The sequence below is a fragment of the Stella humosa genome, from assembly GCF_006738645.1.
Classification (GTDB): domain Bacteria; phylum Pseudomonadota; class Alphaproteobacteria; order ATCC43930; family Allostellaceae; genus Allostella; species Allostella humosa.
On record NZ_AP019700.1, the window covers coordinates 3,055,642 to 3,078,283 of the forward strand.

At 68.7% G+C, this 22,642-nt stretch carries 20 protein-coding genes; 5 read left to right on the plus strand and 15 right to left on the minus strand.

The window, feature by feature from the left end; translation table 11 throughout:
- The gene (locus STVA_RS14390) at nucleotides 1-1,104 is read left to right on the plus strand and encodes an AbrB family transcriptional regulator (RefSeq protein WP_123688601.1); all 1,104 of its coding nucleotides are present in this window, start codon (nucleotides 1-3) and stop codon (nucleotides 1,102-1,104) included.
- Here STVA_RS14390 and STVA_RS14395 read toward each other — a convergent pair.
- The 5 genes from STVA_RS14395 to STVA_RS14415 are packed head-to-tail and all read right to left on the minus strand — an operon-like array spanning nucleotide 1,101 to nucleotide 5,909.
- The gene (locus tag STVA_RS14395; protein ID WP_123688602.1) at nucleotides 1,101-2,114 is read right to left on the minus strand and encodes a proline racemase family protein; all 1,014 of its coding nucleotides are present in this window, start codon (nucleotides 2,112-2,114) and stop codon (nucleotides 1,101-1,103) included. The two genes, STVA_RS14390 and STVA_RS14395, sit on opposite strands and share 4 nt — an antisense overlap.
- A 30-nt stretch (nucleotides 2,115-2,144) precedes the next feature.
- The gene (locus STVA_RS14400) at nucleotides 2,145-2,930 is read right to left on the minus strand and encodes an ABC transporter permease (protein WP_123688603.1); all 786 of its coding nucleotides are present in this window, start codon (nucleotides 2,928-2,930) and stop codon (nucleotides 2,145-2,147) included.
- A 3-nt stretch (nucleotides 2,931-2,933) separates the two neighbouring features.
- The gene (locus tag STVA_RS14405; RefSeq protein WP_245978212.1) at nucleotides 2,934-3,773 is read right to left on the minus strand and encodes an ABC transporter permease; all 840 of its coding nucleotides are present in this window, start codon (nucleotides 3,771-3,773) and stop codon (nucleotides 2,934-2,936) included.
- Nucleotides 3,774-3,777: 4 nt separating this feature from the next.
- A complete protein-coding gene (locus STVA_RS14410; RefSeq protein ID WP_123688605.1) occupies nucleotides 3,778-4,833 on the minus strand; it encodes an ABC transporter ATP-binding protein in 1,056 nt (351 codons plus the stop codon).
- 32 nt (nucleotides 4,834-4,865) lie between these two features.
- Nucleotides 4,866-5,909, minus strand: a complete 1,044-nt coding sequence (locus STVA_RS14415) for an ABC transporter substrate-binding protein (protein WP_123688606.1) — start codon at nucleotides 5,907-5,909, stop codon at nucleotides 4,866-4,868.
- Between the two features lie 140 nt (nucleotides 5,910-6,049).
- On the opposite strand from STVA_RS14415, the gene STVA_RS14420 reads away from it, so the two are divergent.
- Nucleotides 6,050-7,063, plus strand: coding sequence for a GlxA family transcriptional regulator (locus tag STVA_RS14420; protein WP_197735634.1), 1,014 nt, complete (start codon nucleotides 6,050-6,052; stop codon nucleotides 7,061-7,063).
- Between the two features lie 7 nt (nucleotides 7,064-7,070).
- Here STVA_RS14420 and STVA_RS14425 read toward each other — a convergent pair whose 3' ends face one another.
- The 6 genes from STVA_RS14425 to STVA_RS14450 all read right to left on the minus strand — a co-directional run bounded on the left by STVA_RS14425 (nucleotide 7,071) and on the right by STVA_RS14450 (nucleotide 13,694).
- Complete coding sequence (locus STVA_RS14425; protein ID WP_123688608.1) at nucleotides 7,071-7,754, minus strand: Fe2+-dependent dioxygenase; 684 nt, start codon at nucleotides 7,752-7,754, stop codon at nucleotides 7,071-7,073.
- 118 nt (nucleotides 7,755-7,872) lie between these two features.
- Nucleotides 7,873-8,844 (minus strand): FecR family protein, encoded by a 972-nt coding sequence (locus STVA_RS14430; protein WP_170216341.1) that lies wholly within the window; start codon nucleotides 8,842-8,844, stop codon nucleotides 7,873-7,875.
- A 42-nt stretch (nucleotides 8,845-8,886) separates the two neighbouring features.
- Nucleotides 8,887-10,275, minus strand: coding sequence for an alpha,alpha-trehalose-phosphate synthase (UDP-forming) (gene otsA, locus STVA_RS14435; protein WP_123688610.1), 1,389 nt, complete (start codon nucleotides 10,273-10,275; stop codon nucleotides 8,887-8,889).
- A complete protein-coding gene (locus tag STVA_RS14440) occupies nucleotides 10,260-12,071 on the minus strand; it encodes a glycoside hydrolase family 15 protein (RefSeq protein ID WP_123688611.1) in 1,812 nt (603 codons plus the stop codon). Before STVA_RS14440 ends, otsA begins: the two co-directional genes overlap by 16 nt.
- Entirely contained in the window at nucleotides 12,068-12,838 is a 771-nt protein-coding gene (gene otsB, locus STVA_RS14445; RefSeq protein WP_123688612.1) for a trehalose-phosphatase, read from the minus strand. Before otsB ends, STVA_RS14440 begins: the two co-directional genes overlap by 4 nt.
- Nucleotides 12,839-12,893: 55 nt before the next feature.
- Nucleotides 12,894-13,694: an SDR family NAD(P)-dependent oxidoreductase gene (locus STVA_RS14450; RefSeq protein WP_123688613.1), complete on the minus strand. Its 801-nt coding sequence runs from the start codon at nucleotides 13,692-13,694 to the stop codon at nucleotides 12,894-12,896.
- Between the two features lie 109 nt (nucleotides 13,695-13,803).
- Between STVA_RS14450 and STVA_RS14455 the strand changes: the two genes are divergently transcribed.
- Together STVA_RS14455 and STVA_RS14460 are read left to right on the plus strand one after the other, a co-directional pair.
- Nucleotides 13,804-15,318, plus strand: a complete 1,515-nt coding sequence (locus STVA_RS14455; protein ID WP_123688614.1) for an MmgE/PrpD family protein — start codon at nucleotides 13,804-13,806, stop codon at nucleotides 15,316-15,318.
- 123 nt (nucleotides 15,319-15,441) lie between these two features.
- A complete protein-coding gene (locus tag STVA_RS14460) occupies nucleotides 15,442-15,963 on the plus strand; it encodes a hypothetical protein (protein WP_123688615.1) in 522 nt (173 codons plus the stop codon).
- Between the two features lie 102 nt (nucleotides 15,964-16,065).
- Here STVA_RS14460 and STVA_RS14465 read toward each other — a convergent pair whose 3' ends face one another.
- The 4 genes from STVA_RS14465 to STVA_RS14480 are packed head-to-tail and all read right to left on the minus strand — an operon-like array spanning nucleotide 16,066 to nucleotide 21,190.
- Entirely contained in the window at nucleotides 16,066-17,268 is a 1,203-nt protein-coding gene (locus tag STVA_RS14465; RefSeq protein ID WP_123688616.1) for a CaiB/BaiF CoA transferase family protein, read from the minus strand.
- The gene (locus tag STVA_RS14470; protein WP_123688617.1) at nucleotides 17,265-18,365 is read right to left on the minus strand and encodes an ABC transporter ATP-binding protein; all 1,101 of its coding nucleotides are present in this window, start codon (nucleotides 18,363-18,365) and stop codon (nucleotides 17,265-17,267) included. The genes STVA_RS14465 and STVA_RS14470 overlap by 4 nt, the downstream gene beginning before the upstream one ends.
- A complete protein-coding gene (locus STVA_RS14475; protein WP_123688618.1) occupies nucleotides 18,358-20,073 on the minus strand; it encodes an ABC transporter permease in 1,716 nt (571 codons plus the stop codon). Before STVA_RS14475 ends, STVA_RS14470 begins: the two co-directional genes overlap by 8 nt.
- A 16-nt stretch (nucleotides 20,074-20,089) precedes the next feature.
- Nucleotides 20,090-21,190, minus strand: a complete 1,101-nt coding sequence (locus STVA_RS14480; protein ID WP_123688841.1) for an ABC transporter substrate-binding protein — start codon at nucleotides 21,188-21,190, stop codon at nucleotides 20,090-20,092.
- A 146-nt stretch (nucleotides 21,191-21,336) separates the two neighbouring features.
- Here STVA_RS14480 and STVA_RS14485 point away from each other — a divergent pair, with 146 nt between their 5' ends.
- Nucleotides 21,337-22,527 carry a calcium-binding protein gene (locus STVA_RS14485; RefSeq protein WP_123688619.1) on the plus strand — a complete coding sequence of 397 codons (1,191 nt, stop codon included), beginning with the start codon at nucleotides 21,337-21,339 and terminating at the stop codon, nucleotides 22,525-22,527.
- Nucleotides 22,528-22,642 lie beyond the last annotated feature (115 nt).

Here is a 22,642-nt window from a genome sequence, read left to right on the forward strand (position 1 = left end):
ATGGCGGCCAAGCCAGCCCGGCACCGGCCGCCCTCGCCGCCCTTCGCCGACATCGTCCGGGCGCTGGCGATCGGTGCTGCGGGCGGCACGGCCTTCTGGCTGCTGAACATGCCCCTGCCTTGGATGCTCGGGGCGATGGCGGCCTGCATCACGGCATCGGTGGCCGGGGTCAAGGTCGGGCTGCCGCGCTGGCTCAGGTCCGGCATGATCGTCGTGCTGGGGGTGATGCTCGGCAGCTCGTTCACGCCGGCCCTGTTCGACAACATCTCGCGCTGGACGCTGACGCTGGCCGGGCTGATCTTCTATGTGACGATCGCCGGTGGGCTGACCTACATCTATTTCCGCAGGGTGGCAGGCTACGGACCCATAACCTCGTTCTTCACCGCCATGCCGGGCGGGTTGAACGAGATGGTGATGGTGGGCGGCGCCATGGGTGGCGACCCGCGCATCATCGGGCTGACGCATGGCTGCCGGGTCATGCTGGTCGTCTTCATCCTGGTCTTCGGCTTCCGCTATCTCGGCGGTTACCATCCGGCCGGGTCGGCCGGCGCCGGGCACAGCATCCTGCATTTCCCGCTGGTGGACTTCGCCATCCTGACCGCCTCGGGGATCGTCGGCGCGGCCGGTGCCATCGCGCTGCGCTTCCCCGCGGCCCCGCTGCTGGGCGCCATGCTGGTCAGTGGTGCCGTCCATCTGAGCGGCATCACCGACAGCCGGCCGCCATCCGAGCTGGTGGCCATCGCCCAGATTGCCATCGGCAGCGCGGTCGGCTCGCGCTTCGCCGGCGTCAAGCTGACGACGATCGGCGTGACGGCGTTGCATGCCGCGGCCGCCACCGTCATCACGCTGGGTGCCGCCTTCATCGCCGCCGCCGGGCTGAACAAGGTGACCGGCATCGACATCCGCGGGCTGCTGCTGGCCTACGCCCCCGGCGGGCTGCCGGAAATGAGCCTGGTGGCCCTGGCCATGGGCATCGACGCCGCCTTCGTCGCCACCCACCACATCGCCCGCGTGCTGATGATCGTAGCCGTAGCCCCGCCCTTCTTCCGCGCGATCGGCGGCCGCCGCAAGCTGCAGTCCGAGCGGCCGCCGGACGAGGACTAGCCGACCAGGAAGCCCGCCCCCACGGGATCTTTGCGGTCGATGGTCCAGCGCGCGGTGCCGAGAAGCCCGGCCGTGCCTTTCACCGTTGGGCGGACGGCGCGCGTGCCGTTGAGGGTGGTCTCGCCAATCAGGCACCCCTCGAAGGTGCCGCTGCCCAGCAGGCCCTCGGAGCGGATCGGCTGGTTCAGCTTCATCAGCCCGCGGGCCTCGAACATCGCCATCATGGCGCTGGTGCCGGTTCCACCCGGCGAGCGGTCGAGTTGGCCCGCGGAGAAGACGTGGACGTTTTTGTAGAACGCGCCCTCAATCGTGGGCTCGTGCCAGAAGGTCACGAAGTTGAAGTTGTTGATATGGGCCGATGCCGGATGCTGGATCGTCACCTTCTGGCGCAGTTGCTCGCGCGCGATGACGCCGAGGCGCGACAGTTCCGCCCCGTTCTCGGGCGCCACGCGCAGCGACGTGCCCCTCAGGTCGATGATGCCGAAATAGTTGCCGCCCCAGGCGATGTCGGCCTTGAGCTGGCCGACGCCCGGCAGTTCAAACGAGACGTCCTGGGCCGCGACGTAGGCCGGGACGTTCTCGAATCGCGTCCACAGCACCTCGGGGCCGTCGTTGGCGACTTCCGCCGTGACCGGGCCGGCCGTGGTCTCGAAGTGGATGACGGTCCGCCCGCCGTCGCCGCAGCGCACCAGGCCGAGCGCCACCATCGCCATGCCGACCGCGATCGTTCCGTGCCCGCACATGTGGGAATACTGCGTGCCGTCGATATAGATCAGCCCCGCATCGAACTCCGGGCTCGACGGCGGCGTCAGGAAGACGCCGAACATGTCCTTGTGGCCGCGCGGCTCGCGCATCAGCGCGCAGCGCAGCCAGTCGTAGTTCTCCTCCAGGAAGCGGCGCTTGCCGAGGATGTCCAGCCCGGCCGGATAGGGGATCCCGCTGTGGATGATGCAGAGCGGCTCGCCCTCGGTATGCGTGTAGATGACATCGAAGACATCCTGCTGGCGCATGATCGTTGGTTCCTTGACGTGGCCCGGGGTTCAGCGGCGCTCGGACAGGACGTCGAGGCCGACGGTAAGGTCGAGAACGACGATGACGACCGCCGCCACCAGAATGGTGATTGAGGAGACCGCGGCGATGGTGGGGTCGATCGTGTACTGGACGTAGTTGAAGAGCTTGACCGGGATCGTCGTCAGCTGGGCCGTCGTGTTGAAGATGCTGAGCTCGACATTGATCCAGGACGAGATGAAGGCGAAGATTCCGCCGCTGACGATGCCGCTGCGGATCTGCGGCAGCGTGACCAGGAAGAAGGTCGCCAGCGGTCCCGCGCCGAGATCGGCCGAGGCTTCCTCCAGGCTGCGCTGCTCGTCGGTAAGCTGCGGCAGCACGGCCCGCAGCACGAAGGGCATGATGATGACGACATGGCCGACGAGCAGGGCCGCGAAGCTCCGCGTCAGCCCGATCGCCGTGCCGTACTGCAGCAATGCCGCCCCCAGGACGACATGGGGCAGGATCAGCGGCGACATCAGGACCGCCGACAGCGTATCCCTGCCCGGAAAGGCGAAGCGGGCGATCGCCAGGGCGGCCGGCACGGCCAGCAGGATCGCCAGCAGCGTCGCCGCCGTCGCCAGCATGGTGCTGGTGGCGAACGCGGCCACATAGGTCGGATCGCCCAGCATCCGGCCGTACCAGGAGAGCGTCAGCCCCTGCGGCGGAAAGGCGAGAAAACTGGTGGCCGTCAGCGACGCGCCGATCAGCACGACCAGGGGCAGCAGCAGGTAGGCCAGTGCGGCATAGGAGACGACGCGGATCGCCAGCGTGACCATCCCCTAGGCCCCCTTCCCCTTCGGCTCGCCGAAGCGACCGGCGACCGCCACCAGGACCAGGGTCAGCAGCAGCATCGTGATGCCGAGCGCGCCGCCATAGTGGAAGTCGAAGACCGAGCTGTACTGCTGGAAGATCAGCATGGAGAAGACGGTGATGCGCCCGCCGCTGAGAAGTGCCGGCGTCACATAGGCGCTGACCGCCAGCATGAAGACCATGATCGACCCGGCCATCAGGCCGGGCAGGCTCAGCGGAAAGGTCACGGTCCAGAAGGTCGCGGCCGGCGTGGCACCCAGATCGGCGGACGCCTGCTCCAGCGAGGGGTCGACCTTGGCCAGGCCGTTGCCGACAGAAAGCACGACGAACGGCAGCAGGATGTAGACCAGCCCGATCAGGATGCCCAGTTCGGTGCCGAGGAACCGCACCGGCCGGTCGATCAGGCCACCCGCGAGCAGGCCGTCATTCACCAGCCCGTTGCGGCCGAGCAGCACCATCCAGCCGAAGGACCGCACGATGTTGCTGGTGAACAGCGGCACGACGATGAGGATGACGCAGGCGCGCCGCCAGGGCGCCCACTTCACGATGCGCACCAGGTACCATGCCAGCGGGTAGCCGATGAGCACGCTGACGATGGTGGTGAGGGCGCCGATCCGGAACGTCACCCACAGCACGTCCCAATGATATCGGTCGAGCAGGATGCGGGCGTAGTTCGACCAGGTGACGGCACCGGTCGCGTCCGTCAGGCTGGCGATGGTGACGACCAGCATCGGCGCCAGGAAGAACGCGGCGAAGAACAGGACCGGCAGGCCGGTCAGGATCGCCACCGTCCGCAGGCTGGCGGCCACGGCGTCAGCCCGCCACCAGATGCACGTCGGCCGCATCGAAGCTGGCGACGATGCTGGCGCCCCGGACCAGGTCGACCGGGGCCGTGCCGCCGATACGGCAGTGGAGGACCCCTTCCGCGGTGTCCAGCGCGACCAGCACATGGCTGCCGACATGGGTCACGCTCTGGACCTTGGCCGGGACTTCGACCCGACCGTCCGCCAGTGCCTGGCTGCGGATCGCGATGTGCTCGGGCCGCAGCACGGCCACGGGCGCGGCACCGCCGGCGTAGCCCGGGGCCGGCAGTTCCACGGCGCCCAGCGCCAGCGCGACCCGGCCGCCGCCCGCTGCCGTCGTGCGCAGAAAGTTCGCCTCGCCGATGAAGTCGGCGACGAAGCGCGTGCTGGGCGACCGGTAGATATCCTGCCCCCGGCCGGCCTGTTCGATGCGGCCCGCGTTCATCACCACGACCCGGTCGGCCATGGTCAGCGCCTCCTCCTGGTCGTGGGTGACGAAGACGAAGGCGATCCCGAGCTTTTCCTGCAACTGCTTCAGCTCGATCTGGACGCGCTTGCGCAGCTTCAGGTCGAGCGCGCTCAGCGGCTCGTCCAGCAGCAGCAGCTTGGGCTTGTTGACGACGGCGCGGGCCAGGGCGACCCGCTGCTGCTGGCCGCCCGACAATTGGCGGGGCATGCGTTGGCCCATGTCCGCCATGCCGACCAGGGCGAGCGCGTCCATCGCAAGCTGGCCCGCCTCGGCCCGGCCGGCACCGCGACGCCGCGGCCCGTACGCCACGTTGTCGGCCACGCTCATGTGCGGAAAGAGCGCGTAGTTCTGGAAGACCGTGTTGAGGGGCCGGCGGTATGGCGGCAGGTCCGTCACATCCTCGCCGGCAATGCAAACACGGCCCGTCTCGGCCGCCAGGAAGCCGGCGATGCAGCGCAGCAGCGTGGTCTTGCCGCAGCCCGAGGGACCGAGCAGGGCGATGAACTCGCCCTGCTCCACGACCAGGTCGATGTCCCGCAGCACCACCTGGCCGCCGAACTGCTTCGACAGGCCCACGATCTCCAGGAGTGCGGTCACCGGAAACGCCTCGTCAGGGTCCCGCGGCGCCCCTACTTCCGCGCGATCTCGCGGTTCCAGGTGTCGACGATCTTCGGCCGCAGGGCGTTGATCTCGGCCCAGTCGAAGAGCTGCAGGTTCTTGACCGACCCGGTCTCGCCCCACGGCAGCTTGCGCGCGGTCTCCTGCTTGATCGTGACGCCCTTCACGGACGGGCCGAGATAGAGCTTGTCGGCCAGACAGGCTGCGGCCTCGGGCGTCAGCGCCTGGTCTATGAACTTCTGGGCGGCGTCCTTCCTGGCCGTGCCCTTGACCAGATGCAGGCGGGCATCCGTGGCCCAGGCGCCCTCCTTCGGCACGACGAAGGCGATCGGCAGGCCCTTGTCGGTCAGGTCCCAGGCGCCGACGTTGAAATGCGCCCCGATGATGGCCTCACCGCTCTGGTAGGCATTCGTCGCCGCACCCGACGAATCAAAGAACAGCGCCGGCTTCAGCTCCTTGATCTTCTTGAAGGTCGCCGACAGGTCGCTGGTCGGAACGCCCCAGATCTTCGACAGGAAGATGATCAGCGGCACGCCGGAGGAATTGGACGGCGACGGGATCGTGACCGCTTCCTCGAACTCCTTCTTCCACAGGTCGTTCCAGGAGGTCGGCGCGGTCTTCACCTTCTGGGTGTTGTAGGCGATGCCCAGCGAGTAGTAGCCGGTGCCCACCGCATAGGTCGTGGCGCCGGACTTGTAGACGGCCTCGGGCAAGGTGTTGGCGAGGTTGCGGATCGCGCCCGCGTCCAGATTGTCGGTCACGTCGGCGGCCAGCGCCAGTTCGCTGATGCCGCCATCCATCCACGCCACGTCGATCGTCGGGTTGGCCTTCTGCTGCTGCAGCTTGGCGAGCGTCACCGTGGACGTGCCGATCTCGGCGTTGACGGCGATGCCCGTGGCCTTGGTGAAGGGCTCTGCGACGCAGGCGCGGAACGCATCGCCCCAGTTGCCGCCATACCAGGCGACCGTGATCGAAGACGGCTGCTGCGCCTGGGCGGAACCAGCCAACGCGGCGGCGCCCAGCAGGGCAGAGACCAGGGTCAGAGGTCGGGTCATTGTCGCTCTCCTCTCGATCAGTCTTCGGCAGCTATGCGAGCTTCCTCCCCCGCTGCGATTTCCACTAGAAGTAACCAGCCCAAAAGTTGAACATTCGCGACATGAACCAGGACTGGAGGGGTCCGGACAGGACTGGAGGGATGCTGCCTGCCGATACCGGCGAGCCGGCCGAACCGCGTCTGCGTGTCGGTTTCATCCTGCTGCACCAGTTCACGCTGGCCGCATTCTCCGGCCTGATCGACGCCTTGCGCCTGGCGGCCGATCACGGCGGCCGCAGCCGGCAGCTCCATATCGCCTGGACCGTGATGAGCCTGGGCGGCGGGCCGCAGCAGTCGAGCTGCGGGGTGTCCGTCATGCCCAACAGCGGCCTGCGCGACGCCGGGGAGTTCGACTATGTCGCGGTCTGCGGCGGCAACGACTACCTGAACGACGAGCCGGCCACGGCACTCGTGCAACACCTGCGCGCGGCGGCGGCCGGTGGCGTCCGTCTGCTGGGCATCTGCACCGGCACGTTCGTCATCGCCAAGGCCGGCCTGGTCGGCGACCGCCGGGTCTGCGTCCACTGGAACGTGCTGGACGCGTTCAACCAGCGATTTCCACGCCTCAACGCGGTCGTCGACCGTCTCTTCCTCGACGAGGGCGACCTCATCACCTGTGCCGGATCGACGGCCGCGATCGATCTCGGACTCTATCTCGTGTCGCGACACTGCGGGCGCGACAAGGCCCAGCAGGCGATGCGGCACATGATGCTGCAGGACATCCGGCCGGCAGCGGTGCCGCAGCCGCACTTCTACGCCAGGCTGGCCGGCATCGCCGATGTCCGCATTCGCCAGGCCGCCCAGTTCATCGAGCAGCGCCTCGACGACCCGCCGCCCGTGGCCGCGATCGCGCGCTATGTCGGGATCAGCTCACGGCAGCTCGAGCGGCTGTTCCATGCCGAGCTGGGCGTCGGCCCGGCCGCCTTCCAGCGCCGCCTGCGCCTCGAATACGGCCGCTGGCTGCTCGACAACAGCAAGCGCACAATCACCGAGATCGCGATCGACGCCGGCTTCGCCGACAGCGCCCACTTCTCGCGGGACTTCAAGAGCATGTTCGGCAGCACGCCGAGCCATCAGCGGCGCGCGCTCAGGATGGCATCCGCTCCAGGAGGCTGACCAACGGTCAGCAGTCTGCCCACTGCCGCAGAAGGTTGTGATAGATGCCGGTCAGGCGGATCACCTCCGCGTCGCCGTGGCCGCGATCGGCACCGAGCGTCTGGATGCTGCGGTCAAGGTCGAACAACAGGCCGCGGTTGGCGTCGTCGCGCACCATGCTCTGCAGCCAGAAGAAGGACGAGGTGCGGGCACCGCGCGTGACCGGGGTGACGTGGTGCAGGCTCGACGCCGGATAAAGCACGAGGTCGCCTGCCGGCAACTTCACCCGGTGCACGCCGTAGGTGTCCTCGACCGACAGCTCGCCGCCGTCATAGTCGTCGGGCTCGCTGAGGAAGAGCGTGCAGGACAGGTCGCTGCGAATGCGGAAGTCGCTGCCGCGAAGCTGGCGGATGGCATTGTCGACGTGGGTCCCGAACGCCTGGCCGCCGGCATAGCGGTTGAAGAGCGGCGGAAACACCTTGAGCGGCAGGGCGGCCGAGATGAAGACCGGGCTGCGGCCCAGCGCATCCAGGATGGCGTTGCCCACCTGGCGCGCCGCGGGCGAGCCCTCGGGAAGCTGCTGGTTGTTCTTGGCCAGTGCCGACTGGTGGCCCGACGTGGCATTGCCGTCGCCCCATTCGGCCTGGTCGATGACCTGGCGGCAGCGCGCCACCTCGGTCTTCGAGAGAATCTCTGGAATGCGCAGCAGCATCGGCCCCGGCTCCGTCCGGTGGTCGACGTAAAGGACTGTGTCGTCCGCACCGCGTATCGGCGAACTAGCACGATGCAAAATAGTATTGCAACGCATTCACACTGCGGACCGAGGGTGCTCAGGATTCTCCGGCCGGGATCCCCATGCGTGCGATGACCAGCAGGCCCGGCGTGATCTCCCGGGCAGCCATGCCCAATCCCCGCAGGATCAGGTCGAGGGATGCCAGCGGGCGCCCGAGCTCGAGTTCCCCGGATACGACCAGCCGCCCCAGGGCCGGGTCTGCCAGGAGAATGGTGCCACGATGATAGTGCCGGAGTTCGTCGACGGCGCGGTCGAGCGTCCAGCCTGTGACGCCGATCCGCCCGCTGCGCCAAGCCCCCGCCAACTGCGGCAGATCATGTCCGCTGGTGAGGCCAGCGACGGCCGACAGCGCAGCCCAGTCGCCGCCGGACAGCAGGCTCGTCGAGCCGGCCGGATCGCTGACCGCCGCCCGCCCCCGGTTGACCGCGACCGTCGCCGCCCCCGCGTCAGCCCGGACATCGACCCAGCCATCGGCAATGCGCGTGCGCAGGCCGCCCGCCGCAACCTCGAACGGACGGGTCGTCTCATGGGCAACCTGGAAGAAAGCCTCGCCGGACAGCAGCCGGATGCGGCGACCGTCAGCATCATAATGGACCGCGACAGCCGTATTGGGCGCCAGTTCCATCACCGTGCCGTCGTCCAGTGCCACTTGGCGTATCTCGGCAACCCCCGTTGCATAATCGGCTTCCAGCCAATCGAGCAGCGCTGTCGGTCGCACGACGCTCACGGCCATCCAGGCGAGTGCCAGGGTCGCCAGAATCGCCGCCAGTCCCTTTGCCGGCACAGGTCGAGGCTGGCTACGGCGCTCGCGGACCCCCTCGAGGACCAACTGGGCCAGCCTGCAGGTCTTGGCCCAGGCCGCCCGATGGGCCTCGCTGCGGGCGAGCCAAGCCCGGAGACGCGCGCGCGTCTCCGGATCCCGGCGCTCGCGCAGCAGGATCAGCCAATCCTGCGCCTGGCGGGCAATGGCATCCGCTTCGTCGGACGGCGGCTGACCCTGGTCGTTCAAGGATTTCACTCCTGCCGCGCCAGTATCATCCCAGGATGATGCTCATGCCGCCCGGCGGTTGGTGTCGATCGCATTCAGCCGGCTGACGAAGGCCTGGCACCAACTCTGGATGGTGTTCGTGCGCAACTCGGCCATCATGCCGGCCCAGCGGGCGCGGCGCTCCTCCAGCGGCATGGTCAGTGCCAGGTGAATGGCATCGCCGATCTCTTCCACGTCGAAGGGATTGACAATCAGGGCCTGCGGCAGGGAGCGGGCGGCCCCGGCAAAGCGCGACAGCACGAGTACACCCGGATTCTCCGGATCCTGCGCGGCGACATATTCCTTGGCGACGAGGTTCATGCCGTCGCGCAGCGGCGTCACGAGGCCGACCGCGGCGGCGCGGTAGAATCCCGCCAGGGACTGGCGCGGGAATGCCTTGTTCAGGTAGCGCACCGGCGCCCAGTCGAATTCGCCGAAGCGGCCGTTGATGCGGCCGACCCAGCCCTCCAGCTCGCGGCGCAGCGCCCGGTACTGCTCGACCTCGCCGCGGGAGATCGGCGCGATCTGCATGTAGGTGACGCGGCCGCGATGCTCGGGATGGGATTCGAGTGCCGCCTGGAAGGATTCCATGCGCTGGGGGATGCCCTTGGAATAGTCCAGCCGATCGACGCCGATCACGAGCCGCCGCCCGCCCAGGCTGTCGGCCAGGCGCCGCGTCTGCGGGCTGTCGACGGCGGCCTGCGCCAGGTCGACGAACGCCTGCGTGTCGATGCCGATGGGGAAGGCCGCCGCCATCCCGTGGCGGCCGAAGGCCTGGAAGGCGCCGTCGCGGTCCATGGCGCCCACCCTCTCCTCCTCCAGGTAGCTGGAGAAGGCCCGCAGGTCGTCGGCGGTCTGGAAGCCGACCAGGTCGTAGGCGCAAAGGTCCGCCACCAGCCGGCGATGGCGCGGCAGGGCGGTCAGCACCTCCGGCGCCGGCAGCGGAATGTGCAGGAAGAAGCCGATCCGGTTGGCCACGCCCAGCGCCCGCAAGGCCGAGGCCAACGGGATGAAGTGGTAGTCGTGGATCCAGATGATGTCGTCCGGCCGCAGCAGCGGCGCCAGCCGCTCGGCGAACAGGCGGTTGACCCGCAGATACCCCTCATAGGCGCTGCGGCTGAACTCGATCAGGCCGAGGCGATAGTGGCAAAGCGGCCAGAGCGTGCCATTGGCATAGTGCACGTAGAAGTCGTCATGGTCGGCCGCCGTCAGCGGAATGGTGGCAAAGAGGATATTGCCAGCCTCGTGGATCTTGGGCTCGGCCGCAGCCTCGCTCAGCTCGCCGCTCCAGCCGAACCACAGGCCGCCCTCCTTCTGCAGGGCCTCGCGCAGGCCGACTGCCAGCCCGCCCGCCCGGGTGCCGCGGTCCCGCGGCGACGCGGTCCGGTTGGAGACGATTACGAGCCGCGCCAAAACGCTTCCTCCCAGCTCTTGGACAGCCGCATGGCCGAGATGATCAGGCCCACCATCGAATAGGTCTGCGGGAAGTTGCCCCACAACTCCCCCCGAAACGGATCGAGATCCTCCGACAGCAGCCCGTGGCGGGTGCGACATGCCAGCACCTGCTCGAACAGCACCCGCGCCTCCTCCTTGCGGCCGACCGCAACCAGTGCGTCGATATACCAGAAGGTACACACGGTAAACGACGTCTCCGGCAAACCGAAATCGTCGGGTGCGGCGTAGCGCATCAGGTGCGCGCCGCGCCGCAGGCGCTTCTCGATCAGCGACAGGGTGCCAAGAAAGCGCGGGTCATCCGCCGCCACGAGCCCGATCTCCTGCATCAGCAGCAGGCTGGCATCGACCTCGGTGCTGCCGTGGGCATCGACGAAGCTGTTCAGCTCCGCATTCCAGGCCTCGGCCAGCAGGCGCTCGCGGATGCCGTCGGCGATGTCGCGCCATTCATCGGCGGCCGCCTTCTCGTCCAGGACCTGGGCGATCTTGGCCAGGCGGTCGCAGGCGGCCCAGCACATCGCGGTCGAATGGGTGTGGACGCGCAGCCGGCCGCGGAACTCCCACAGGCCGGCATCGGGTTCGAAGGCCACCGCGGCCGCCTTCCGCCCCAACCGCTCCAGCCGGCGGAACAGCTCGATGTCGCCGACATGGGGCAGGCGCAGATCGAAGAACATCTGCGCCGCGGCCAGGATGATGCTGCCGTAGCTGTCGTTCTGAACCTGCACCTGGGCCAGGTTGCCGACCCGGACGGGCCCCATGCCGCGATAGCCCTTCAGGCTCGGCACGGTGCGCTCGTCGAGCGGGATCGACGGTAACAGTCCATAGACCGGCTTCAGCACGCCGCTCGTCTCGGTCTGCGCCACCGTGGTGATATAGCGCAGGAAATCTTCCATCGTGAGCGTCGCGCCCAGCCGGTTCAGCGCATGGACGACGAAGTAGGAATCCCGCAGCCAGCAGTAGCGGTAGTCCCAGGTGCGCGGCGTGTCGGCCGCCTCGGGCACCGACGTCGTCAGGGCGGCCACGATCGCCCCCGTCTCCTCGAAGGCGCACAGCTTCAGGGTGATGGCGGCGCGGATGACCGCGTCCTGCCACTCGAACGGTACCGACAGGTAGCGCTGCCACTCGATCCAGTATTCGCGCGTACGCTCCAGGAAATCGACGCCCAGGCGCGGCACGGAGCCGGTGAAGGTCTCGTCCGGGCCCAGCACCATGGTCAGCGGCTGGGTCAGCGCGAAGGGCTGCTCGGCCACGATGTGGGCGATCGGCGCGTCGGTCGTCAGCCGCAGCGTGCCCGACAGGGCCGGCGGGCTTTCCGAGAAGTAGCGGATATGGTTGCTGCCCACGGTGCGCTTGGCGGGCTCGGCACCATAGTTGAAGCGCGGCCGCAGCCGGATCGTCACCAGCGGCATGCCGCCCAGCGGCTCGATGCGGCGGATGATCGTCGGCGGCCGGTAAAGCCGGTCGAACTGCTTGAAGCGCGGGGCATAGTCGACGATGCGGACCGACGACCCGCTGCCGTCGGTCAGGATCGTCTCCAGCACCGCCGTGTTGCCGAGATAGCGCTGGCTGCTTTCGGCAAAGCCGTGGAGGTCGATCGAGAAGCTGCCCTCGACCTTCTCGTCGCCGTCCAGCAGGCTGCAGAACACCGGGTCCCCGTCCAGGCGCGGATAGCACATCCAGACGATGCGACCGACCGGGTCTACGAGTGCCGCCACGACCGAATTGCCGACGACGCCGAGTTCGAGGTTGGCTGTCATGCCTGTTTGCTCTCCCTGGCCAGAACGGACAGCCACGTGCGTACCGCGGCTGCATCCGTGAAGCTTGGCGCGCGCGCGATGGCCGGGTGGATACCGACCGCCATCGCCAGCCCGCCCACCGCCTCCACCGCCGCAAACCCGTCCGCGTCGGTCACGTCGTCGCCGATGAAGACCGGGCGCCTGCCCGTGAACGGCGGACTGGCCATGAAGATCCCGACCGCGGTGCCTTTTGTGTGGTGGCGGTCGCGCAGCTCGCGCACCATCTTGCCTTCCAGCAGCTCGATCGCCCCGCCGGCGGCCTCGACCAGGCTGCGCAGCGCGCGGGTCAACTGGACCTCGGCCTCGGGCGCACGCCGGAAATGCACGGCGATCGCCGCCCCCTTCTCCTCCACCTCGACATTGGGCCAGACGGCCGCCAGCGCCCGCACTTCCGGCGCCAGGCCCGGCAGCACCGGGTCGATGCGGCCGGAATGGACCGCCCCCAGCGGGTCGAGCCGGATCTCGGCGCCGTGCTGGCCGGCCGCCGGCAGGACCAGCGGGGCGAACAGCCGGTCCAGCTCGGCCACCGTCCGGCCGCTGACGAGCGCCATCGCCCCGCCGAGACCGGCGGCCAGCCGACGGAGATCCGGCCGCAGCGTTTCCGGCACGGTGACCGACTGGGGCTCGTCGGCTATGTCGAGAAGGGTCCCGTCGACGTCGAGAAACAGCGCCCAGGAACCGTCGAGAGCCGCGGGTGGGGCAAGCCAACCGCCATCATTCGCATTCATCACCCATTGATGTCGCCCGAACCGGCCCGCAGTTCAACCCTGTACCGGCCGCGACCTAGGCGCAGCGCGCCGTCAGCCCGCCATCCACGACCAGCTCGTGGGCCGTGATGTAGCGCGCGTCGTCCGACGCCAGGAAGAGCGCGGCATTGGCCACGTCCCAGGCATCGCCCATGCGCCCCATCGGGCATTGGCGATGCCGCTTCTCGATCATCTGGTCGATGTCGCCGCCGGCATAGGCGTCGGGCAGGCCATGGCGGATCATCGGCGTGTCCATCAGGCCGGGCAGGATCGCGTTGCACCGGATGCCCTTGGCGGCATAGGCCAGCGCGATGCCCTTGGTCATCATGCCGACCGCGCCCTTGGTGGCGTAGTAGGAGATGTAGTCGATCCCCGTCCAGCGGATGCCCGCGATGGATGCGGTATTCACGATGGCCCCGCCGCCCTGCCGCTCCATCACCGGCAGGACATGCTTGCAGACCAGGAACACGCTCTTCTGGTTGACGCGCTCGACCCGGTCCCACTCCTCCTCGGGCAGATCGACCGCGCCCCCTACGACGGCGATGCCGACATTGTTGTGCAGGATGTCGATCCGCCCGAAACGCTCCAGGCAGGTGGCCACCATGGCCCGCACCTGGTCGTGCGAGGACACGTCCGTGGTATGGGCGGCGGCAATCCCGCCCTCGCCCGCGATGATGGCGCAGGTTTCCGCGGCCGCGGTGCCGTTCACGTCGACCGCGAACACCGACGCCCCCTCGCGCGCGAAGAGGACGGCCGTCGCCTTGCCATTGCCCCATCCCGGCCCCGACGATCCCGCCCCGGTGATGATCGCCACCTTGCCCGCCAGCCTGCCTGCCATTGCCCGACCTCGTTGGTTTTGGACGTTTCCCGCCCGCGACGATACGGGAGGGCAGCCGGATGCGGAAAGTGGCTGATGCCGCCGTGCCGTTCTGCTAGCCATTCGCCCCATGATCGCCCATGACGTCCGCGTCCACCCCTCCGCCGCGCGGCTGCCGCGCGAAGCCCAACTCGCCTGGAAGATCGCCGAGGTCGCGACCGGCGGCGCCCCGGTCCTGCCGGAAGTGGCGGCGATGGCGGCCTGCCGTGTCGTCGACAACGCGGCGGTCGCACTCGCGGCCGTCAACCGCGGCCCGGTGGCGGCCGCCCGCGCCATGGCGCTGGCCCATCCCCGCGCCGGCGGCGCCAGCCTGTTCGGCCTGGCGGGCGATGTCCGGGTCGATGCCGAATGGGCCGCCTGGGCGAACGCGACCGCGGTGCGCGAGCTCGACTATCACGATACGTTCCTGGCCGCGGACTATGCCCATCCGGGCGATTCCATCGCCCCCCTGCTGGCGGTGGCCGAGCAGACCGGGCGCGATGGCCCGGCGCTGGTGCGGGCGATCGCGGTTGCCTACGAGATCCATGTGGCGCTGGTGAAGGCGATCTGCCTGCACGCCTACAAGAAAGACCATATCGCCCACCTGGCGCCGGCGACGGCCGCCGGCATCGGCGCGCTGCTGGGCCTGCCGACGCCGGTCGTGTTCCAGGCGGTGAACCAGGCCGTCCACCTCGCCTTCTCCACCCGGCAGTCGCGCAAGGGCGAGATCAGCTCGTGGAAGGCTTTCGTGCCCGGCTTCTCCGGCAAGCTGGCGATCGAGGCGGTCGACCGGGCGATGCGCGGCGAGGCCGCCCCCAGCCCGATCTACGAGGGCGAGGATTCGGTGCTGGCCTGGATGCTGGGCGGCCGTGACGACCGCTACACCGTCCACCTGCCCGCCCCCGGCGAGGCGCCGCGCGGCATCCTCGAGACCTACACCAAGGCCCATTCGGCCGAGTATCAGGCCCAGGCCCTGATCGACGCCGCCCGCGAATTGGGCGGCCGGGTCGACCTGTCGCGTGTCGCCGAGGTGGTGGTGCACACCAGCCACCACACCCACTACGTCATCGGCACCGGCGCCAACGACCCGCAGAAGATGGACCCCGACGCCAGCCGGGAAACCCTCGACCATTCCATCATGTACATCCTGGCCGTGGCCCTCGAGGACCGGGCCTGGCACCATGAGCGGAGCTACACGGCCGAGCGCGCGCATCGCCCCTCGACGGTGGCGCTGTGGCGCAAGATCCGCACGGTCGAGGACCCGGAATGGACCCGCCGCTACCACGCCGCCGACCCGGCCGAGCGGGCCTTCGGCGGGCGGATCGCCATCCGGCTCGACGACGGCCGGGTGGTCGAGGCGGAGCGCAGCGTGGCCGACGCCCACCCGAACGGGGCCGCGCCCTGGCAGTGGCCGGACTATGTCGGCAAGTTCGACACGCTGACGGCCGGTGCGATCGACCGCGGCGAGCGCGACCGCTTTGTCGGGCTGGCGCAACGCCTGGCAACCCTGAGCGCTGCCGATGTGCGGACTCTCAACCCCCTGCTGCTGCCGGGACAGGTTGCGACGCCCCAGGTCGGACGCGGCATATTCGATTGGCGTACTTGAAAGATTTCGTCCGGCCCGGCGGAACAAAGGCCAGGTGACCCGGTTGTCCACTCGAAGGCTTCCTCAGCGGTATTGCCGCAGAGGGTAGAAGCCAGAAGAATTGGATAGCCGAAAGGTCAGACCATGAAGAAGACGTTGCTGTCCGCGACCGCCCTCGCCTTTGCCCTGGCCGCCCCGGCCGCTTTCGCAGCCCCCAGCATCCAGGGACATGGTCAGGGCGTTTCCGGCGTGATGCAGACCGCGCAGGCCACCACCCCGCAGCAGAGCCGCCCCGGCACCGCCGAGCAGGGCGGTCAGCGCAGCGGCGATGCCGGCACGGCCATCCCGCCCACCAGCACGACGGGCGCGCCGCGCACCGGCACGGCCACGATGCCGATGCCCAGCACGATGCCGGGCGCAGTGCCGGGGACCGATCCGACCAAGGCCAACGAGACGGGCAGCGGCAATCGCGCCGGTGACTCGGGCTCCAAGGAACTGCCGACGACGCCGGGTTCCGGCGCCCAGCCCTCGGCCGGCACCGCGATGCCGGGCGTGACGGCGCCGGGCCAGACCCAGCCGACCGACGCCAAGCCCAGCGAGTCCGGCCAGCGCGTCGGCGACCCGGGCACCGCGGAGCCGCAGAACAAGCCGCGTCCGCGCACCTAGGCGCACCAGAACCCGCACCGGCGCCCGCAAAACGGTCGCCGGTGCAGCACCCGGCCGGACGGTTTCCCCAGACCGCCCGGCCGGACTGCGTGCCGTCCGGGGCTAGATGGTCCCGGCAGCGCGCAGCGCCGCCAAGCGGTCAGCGTCGACACCAACGCGAGCCAGGATCGCCGCCGTATGCTCGCCCAGTTCCGGCGCGGCCGTACGGATGGAGCCCGGCGATTCCGAGAGCCGCGGCACGACGTTGTGCATCGGCACGCTGCCCATCTCGGCATCGGGCAGCTCGACGATGATCTGGCGGGCCTGGACGTGCGGGTCCTCGAGGAACTGGTCGATGTCGTAGATCGGTGCGGCCGTCACCTCGTGCTTCTCGAAATGCGCCATCACCTCGACGAAGTCGCGGGCAGCAATGAAGTCCCGCAACGGGGCCTCGGACTCGTCCGGGATCTTGATGCGGTCGGCATTGGTGCGGAAGCGCGGATCCTGGATCATGTCCGGGCGCCCGACCGCGGCATAGGCCCGCTCGGCCATGGACTGCATCGAGGCAGAGATGGCAACCCAGCGGCCGTCGCGTGTCTTGAAAGCGTTGCGCGGCGAGGCGGTGCGAGACTGGCTGCCGGTGCGCTGGGCGATCTTGCCGGTCAGTTTGAACTGGGCGGCCTCCGGCCCCAGGATCGAGACGATCGGATCAAGCAGCGGCAGATCGATGACCTGTCCCTGCCCCGTCTGGTCGCGATGCTTGAGCGCCACCATGACCGAGAAGGCGCCATAGAGGCCCGCGATCATGTCGGCCATGGCCAGCGGCGGCAGCACCGGCGGCCGGTCGGCGAAGCCGTTCTTGGCGGCAAAGCCGGACACGCCCTCGACCAGCGTGCCGAAGCCCGGTCGCTCGCGGTAGGGCCCATCCTGCCCCCAGCCGGAGACGCGCACGAGGACGAGGCCCGGGCGGATGGCGTGCAGGACATCCGGCCCCAGCCCCATCTCCTCCAGCGTGCCCGGCCGGAAGTTCTCGATCATGACGTCGGCCGTGGCCAGGAGCTGGCGGAACAGCGCCTTGCCCTCCTCGCTGCGCAGGCTGAGCGTCAGGCTCTTCTTGTTGCGGCCATAGACCTTCCAGTGAACGCTGAGGCCTTGCGTGCGCCAGTCGCGCAGCGGGTCGCCCTTCTTGGGATCCTCGACCTTGATCACCTCGGCGCCATAGTCGGCCAGTTGCAGGCTCAGCATGTTGCCGGCGACCAGGCGCGACAGGTCGAGCACGACCAGCCCGTCGAGCGGGCCGGTCGCTTCGGGATGGAACGGGATCACGCTTCGGGTGCCTCCTCGCCGGCGAACACCAGGGCGGCACCCGGCGGAACATGAACCTGTACGCGCCCAACCGGCAGCTCGCGGGCGGTCTCCACCCGCAGCAGGGTCGCGCCGACCTCGAGATGGTACATCCAGCGCGAGCCGAGATAGGAGCGCTCCACGATGTTGGCGTCGAGCAGCGAGCCATCGCCGGGGGAGGGCTCGCCCGTCGCCAGCACGGCGATCCGCTCGGGCCGGATCGCGATCGTCACCCGTTGGCCCGATGTGATGCCGGGCCGCAGGCCGAGCTGGATGACGTTGTTGCCGCCATCCAGGCGGATCGAGAGCGCGTCGCCCGTCACGCCCTCGGCGGTACCCTTCAGGAAGTTGCTGGAGCCGATGAAGTCGGCCACGAACGGGTCGGACGGCTGCTCGTAGATGACGCGCGGCGTGTCGAGCTGGGCGATGCGGCCCTCGCGCATCACGGCGATGCGGTCCGACAGCGCCAGCGCCTCGATCTGGTCGTGGGTGACGTAGATCGTCGTCAGCCCGACCTTCTTGGTAATCTGCGCCAGCCACGTCCGCGCCCGCTCGCGCAGCTTGGCGTCGAGGTTGGACAGGGGCTCGTCGAGCAGCAGGATGGTCGGGCGATAGACCAGCGTGCGCGCCAGCGCGACGCGCTGCTGTTGCCCGCCGGAAAGCTGGTGGGGATAGCGCGCCGCATAGGGCTGCATCTCCACCAGCGCCAGCGCTTCGTCGACCCGCTGCGCGCGCTCGGCCCCGCGCATCCGCCGCAGCTTCAGCGGATAGGCGCAGTTCTCGGCCACCGTCATGTGCGGCCACAGCGCATAGGACTGGAACACCAGCCCGCAATTGCGCCGCTCCGGCGGCAGGAAGGCCCCGGTGGCACTGTCGTAGAAGACGGTCTCGCCGACCCGGATGGAGCCGCCGTCGGGCCGGTCGAGACCGGCCACGGCGGCCAGCGTCGTCGACTTGCCGCAGCCGGACGGCCCCAGCAGGGTCAGGAACTCGCCGTCCGCGATCGTCAGGTCGATATGGTCGACGGCGACGACGGAGCCGAACTTCTTCAGCAGCCCCTGGATACGCACCTCAGCCATAGATCTTCACTCCCAGCAGATGGCGCGCGCCGTAGACGAAGGCAAAGGTCAGCAGGACCTGGAAGGCCGCCAGCGCGGCGACCGGCCCGGCATCGCCCTGGATCCAGAAGCTCAGCAGCATCGTGCCGATGACCTCCGCCCCGGGCGAAATCAGGAAGACCGCGGCCGAGTACTCGCGGAAGAAGGCCACGAACAGGATCGCGAAGGTCGAGAACAGGGCGGGCTTGATGAGCGGCAGCAGGATGCGGGTGGCGGTCGTCCACCAGTCCGCCCCCACCGTCCGCGAGGCCCGGTCGAGTTCGCGGCCGATCTGCAGCAGCATCGGCGACATGGCGCCGAAGCCGGTCGGCAGGTAGCGCATGATGTAGGCCAGCACCAGGATCCAGATCGTGTTGTGCAGCAGGCCCAGCGGCGGGAACAGCAGCATCGCCCACAGGAAGCCGATGCCCGCGACCAGCCCCGGCACCGCGCGCGGGTAGGTCGCGATGAATTCCAGCGCCCGGCCGTGCTTGAAGTCCGACCGGTGGACGATGATCGCCACCATGGCGACGAACAGCGTGCAGAGCGCCCCGCCGAACACCGCGATGCCGATCGTGTTGAGGATCGAGCGGATATAGGCGGGGTAGGAGAAGATCAGGATGAAGTGGTCGAGCGTCAGCACTTCCCAGAAGGGCAGCAGCGGCGTGAGGAAGCTCGTGAAGGCCCGCATCGTGACGCCGATCAGCGGGATGCCGACGGCCGCGACCAGGTAAAAGGCCATGCCGAAGAAGACCGGCCAGCGCCATACACCGAGGCTCAGCACCCGCGGGCGCGCGGCCTTGCCGCCCAGCGTGACGAAGCGCCCGGAATCGCGCAGCAGGCGGGCCTGCAGCCACAGGAGGAAGCTGACGATCGCCAGCAGCAGGGCGGCGGCGGCCCCCACCAGGCCGTAGTCCGGCGTGGCCGCGTCGATGCCGTGCTCGTAGAGATAGGTGGTCAGGAACTCCAGCCCCGCAGGTCGGCCGAACAGCAGCGGAATCGCCAGCAGTTCCAGCGCCACGGTGAAGTTCAGGATCACCGCATAGACGATGGCCGGCCGCAGCAGCGGAATGCTGATCGACCAGAGCGCGCGGAACGGACTGGCGCCCGAGATGCGCGCGGCATCCTCCAGCGATGGGTCGGCGGCCTGGGTGGAGGCCACGCAGAAGAGATAGGTGATCGGCGCCTGCGCGATGCCGCAGATGATCGCCATGCCGTGGATCGTGTAGAGGTCCCACGGCGCATCGCCCAGGATCGAGGCGAGCGAGAGCGTGATGTAGCCCGACGGGCCGTACATGACGCTGAAGCCGAAGCCCAGCACTAGGTGCGAGATGTAGAGCGGCCAGATCAGCACTTCGCCGATCGCGGCCTTGAACGGCATGTTGGTGCGCCCGATGACGATGGCCGCGACGACGCCGACCACGGTCCCGATGATGGTGGTGAACGCCCCCAGCAGCAGCGTGTTCCAGATGACGCGCATGAACTGCGCGCTGCCGAACAGCTTCACATAGTTGTCGAGCGACAGGTTGCCCGAGCCGTCATAGAGCGGCCGGTCGCTGAACGACTGGTACAGGATGGGGATCAGTGGGGCCGCGACCAGGGCCAGGGTCAGCGCGGCGATTCCCCACTGCGCCACACCGTCCCGCCCCGGCACGAGGGCCGGGGCGGGGGTCGCCGTCGTCATCGACATCGGGCGGGTCCGGTTCTCAGTTCTGGCCGAAGACCTTCTTCCACTTGGCCTGGAACTCCGGCCCCTTGGCGACGATGTCCTGGTCGTAGTCGACGATGACCAGGTTCTGCTCGCCGCCGGCTTCCTTGGCGACGCGGCTGAAGGTGTAGCGCGGCACCTCGTCGTCCTTCACGTCGGCGCGGTAGGGGGTGAGCCCGCCCTTGCCGAAGGCGACCTGGCCCTCATGCGAGATGATATGGTCCAGCATCAGCTTGGCCGAGTTCATGTTGGTCGCGGCCTTGGGGATGCCCATGCCGCGGATGATGATCGGCGTGCCGTCGGTCGGGAAGGACCAGCCCAGGATGCGCGCGCGCGCCGGGTCGTTCAGGCGGGGATAGAGCACGATGGCGGACACGAAGTAGCCGGCCATGTACTCGCCGGCCGTGATCTTCTCGACCATCGGGCCGGCGCTGCCCTCGGGCCGCACGACCTTGGCCATTTCGGCGAACTGGTCCCAGGCCTTGTCGCCGTTCTTCTTGACGTAGGCCCAGTTGATGGCGAGCCCAAACGCCTCGGTGCCGGCGTTGTAGGTGGTGATCTTGTTCTTGTACTTGGCCGGCGCGGCCGACGTCATCTTCACCAGGTCGGCCAGGCTCTTGGGCGCCTGCGCCTCGGGGATCAGCGCCTTGTTGTAGACGATGACCATGGGGTCGGCCGAGACGCTGTAGATGCCCTTGCGCGGCTTGCTCCAATCCGGAACCTTGGCCGCTTCCGGCGACTCGTACTCCAGCAACTCGCCGCGGCCGGCGAACTGCAGCCACTTGTCGACGGCGCCGTTGATCATCAGGTCGCCCGTGCGGGCACCCGATGCCTTTTCGGCATAGAAGCGCTCGAACACCTCGCCCGAGCCGAGATCGAGGGTCTGCACGTCGATCCAGGGGTACTTCTTCTTGAAGCCCTCGATCACCGGCCGCCAATTGTACTCGGCCATGATCGAGTAGATGACGAGCTTGTTCTCCTTCTTGGAGCCCTCGACGATCTGGGAGTATTCCTTCGGATAATAATCCGGCAAGGTCTGGGCGCCGGCAGCCGGCGCCAACGCGAGAGCGGCCGCCAGGACGGTCGGCGCGAGGAACATCTTCAAGGCGGTATCCTCCTTCAATTTCCAGGTTGAACCACTGGATCGATGGCGGACACTAGTGCCAACATCCCCCCGGCGGCAACTTCGCGTTCTCTGCCGCCGCGGCTTCGATCACCCGACCAACCCCGACGGAACCGTGAGCCATGGCCCTCCTGACCGCAACCAAGCCGCTCGACATGGTATCGCCCGGCTACAATGTCGGCGACCCGCAGGGCACGCTGCTAAGCGCGTCGGCGACGACGATCGTCGTCCAGGAGCGCGGCGGCGACACCGTCACGCTGACCGGGAGCTTCGCGCTGGCCGGCACCGTCCCGGTGGGCGGACAGCTCGACGGCGTGGCCGAGACGGGTGCGGCCGTCGGCTACGAGGTGACAGGGCTCGACGCGACCTATCAGGACCTCCTGCCGCTGGTCCAGGCCGCAGCCGCGTCCGGCGACGGCTTCCAGGTGCTGGCCTACCTGCTGCGCGGCGCCGATTCGCTGATCGGCAGCGCCGGCAACGACCGGCTGATCGGACTGGGCGGCGACGACACGGTCGTCGGCGGCAGCGGCGACGATGACGTGAACGGCAACACCGGCAACGACTTCGTCTATGGCAACAGCGGCGTCGACTTCGTGCGCGGTGGGCAGGGCAACGACTACGTCTTCGGCGGCAACGGGGACGACTGGCACGTCAACGGCAATATCGGCGACGACACGATCCATGGCGACGGCGGCGAGGAAGCCGGCAACGACACGATGTTCGGCGGCCAGGGTGCCGACCTGATGTTCGGCGATTTCGGCTTCTATGACCGGCCGGGCGGCAACGACCTGATGGATGGCAATCTCGGCGACGACGATCTGTTCGGCGAGGCCGGCAACGACACCCTGTCGGGCGGCGAGGGCAACGACGTCCTCCGCGGGGAGGAGCACAACGACTCCCTTCTGGGCGGGGCCGGAGACGATGTCCTCTTCGGCGGTCTGGGCGATGCCACCATCGACGAGCCGGATGCCGATATCCTGATCGGCGGCGCTGGCGACGATTTGCTGCTGGGCGAGGGCGGGAACGACACCCTGACCGGCGGCATCGGCGCCGACAACTTCATCTTCGAGAGCAATGGCGGGGACGACCGCATCACCGACTTCACGCCCGGCACCGACGCGCTCTTCATGGCGCCCGGCCTGAACGGTCTCGGCTTCGACGGCACCAGCCTGTTCGCGGTGTTCCAGTCGCGCCTGGCCGCCGATGGACAGGGTAACACCGTGATCGACCTGGGCCAGGGCCATTCCGTGCTGCTGCAAGGGGTGCTGCCGGGCCAACTCGGCCCCGGCGATTTCGGCCTCCTGGAGGTCTGAGCGGTCCCTGCCGCACGCGGCTGAGCGGGCTGCCAGGCCGACGGACCGTTCGACCGTCGCAGATGGCGTCCGGCTCCCCCCTCGTTGACGCATGGGTGCAGCGCACACTAGGTTC

Coding starts and splice junctions, on each gene's coding strand:
- STVA_RS14400 (WP_123688603.1), bottom strand. CDS start 2,930: ATGGTCACGCTGGCGATCCGCGTCGTCTCCTATGCCGCACTGGCCTAC.
- STVA_RS14390 (WP_123688601.1), top strand. CDS start 1: ATGGCGGCCAAGCCAGCCCGGCACCGGCCGCCCTCGCCGCCCTTCGCC.
- STVA_RS14475 (WP_123688618.1), bottom strand. CDS start 20,073: ATGTCGATGACGACGGCGACCCCCGCCCCGGCCCTCGTGCCGGGGCGG.
- STVA_RS14420 (WP_197735634.1), top strand. CDS start 6,050: ATGCTGCCTGCCGATACCGGCGAGCCGGCCGAACCGCGTCTGCGTGTC.
- STVA_RS14455 (WP_123688614.1), top strand. CDS start 13,804: ATGATCGCCCATGACGTCCGCGTCCACCCCTCCGCCGCGCGGCTGCCG.
- STVA_RS14485 (WP_123688619.1), top strand. CDS start 21,337: ATGGCCCTCCTGACCGCAACCAAGCCGCTCGACATGGTATCGCCCGGC.
- STVA_RS14470 (WP_123688617.1), bottom strand. CDS start 18,365: ATGGCTGAGGTGCGTATCCAGGGGCTGCTGAAGAAGTTCGGCTCCGTC.
- STVA_RS14415 (WP_123688606.1), bottom strand. CDS start 5,909: ATGACCCGACCTCTGACCCTGGTCTCTGCCCTGCTGGGCGCCGCCGCG.
- STVA_RS14395 (WP_123688602.1), bottom strand. CDS start 2,114: ATGCGCCAGCAGGATGTCTTCGATGTCATCTACACGCATACCGAGGGC.
- STVA_RS14450 (WP_123688613.1), bottom strand. CDS start 13,694: ATGGCAGGCAGGCTGGCGGGCAAGGTGGCGATCATCACCGGGGCGGGA.
- STVA_RS14480 (WP_123688841.1), bottom strand. CDS start 21,190: ATGTTCCTCGCGCCGACCGTCCTGGCGGCCGCTCTCGCGTTGGCGCCG.
- STVA_RS14460 (WP_123688615.1), top strand. CDS start 15,442: ATGAAGAAGACGTTGCTGTCCGCGACCGCCCTCGCCTTTGCCCTGGCC.
- STVA_RS14440 (WP_123688611.1), bottom strand. CDS start 12,071: ATGACAGCCAACCTCGAACTCGGCGTCGTCGGCAATTCGGTCGTGGCG.
- STVA_RS14425 (WP_123688608.1), bottom strand. CDS start 7,754: ATGCTGCTGCGCATTCCAGAGATTCTCTCGAAGACCGAGGTGGCGCGC.
- otsB (WP_123688612.1), bottom strand. CDS start 12,838: ATGAATGCGAATGATGGCGGTTGGCTTGCCCCACCCGCGGCTCTCGAC.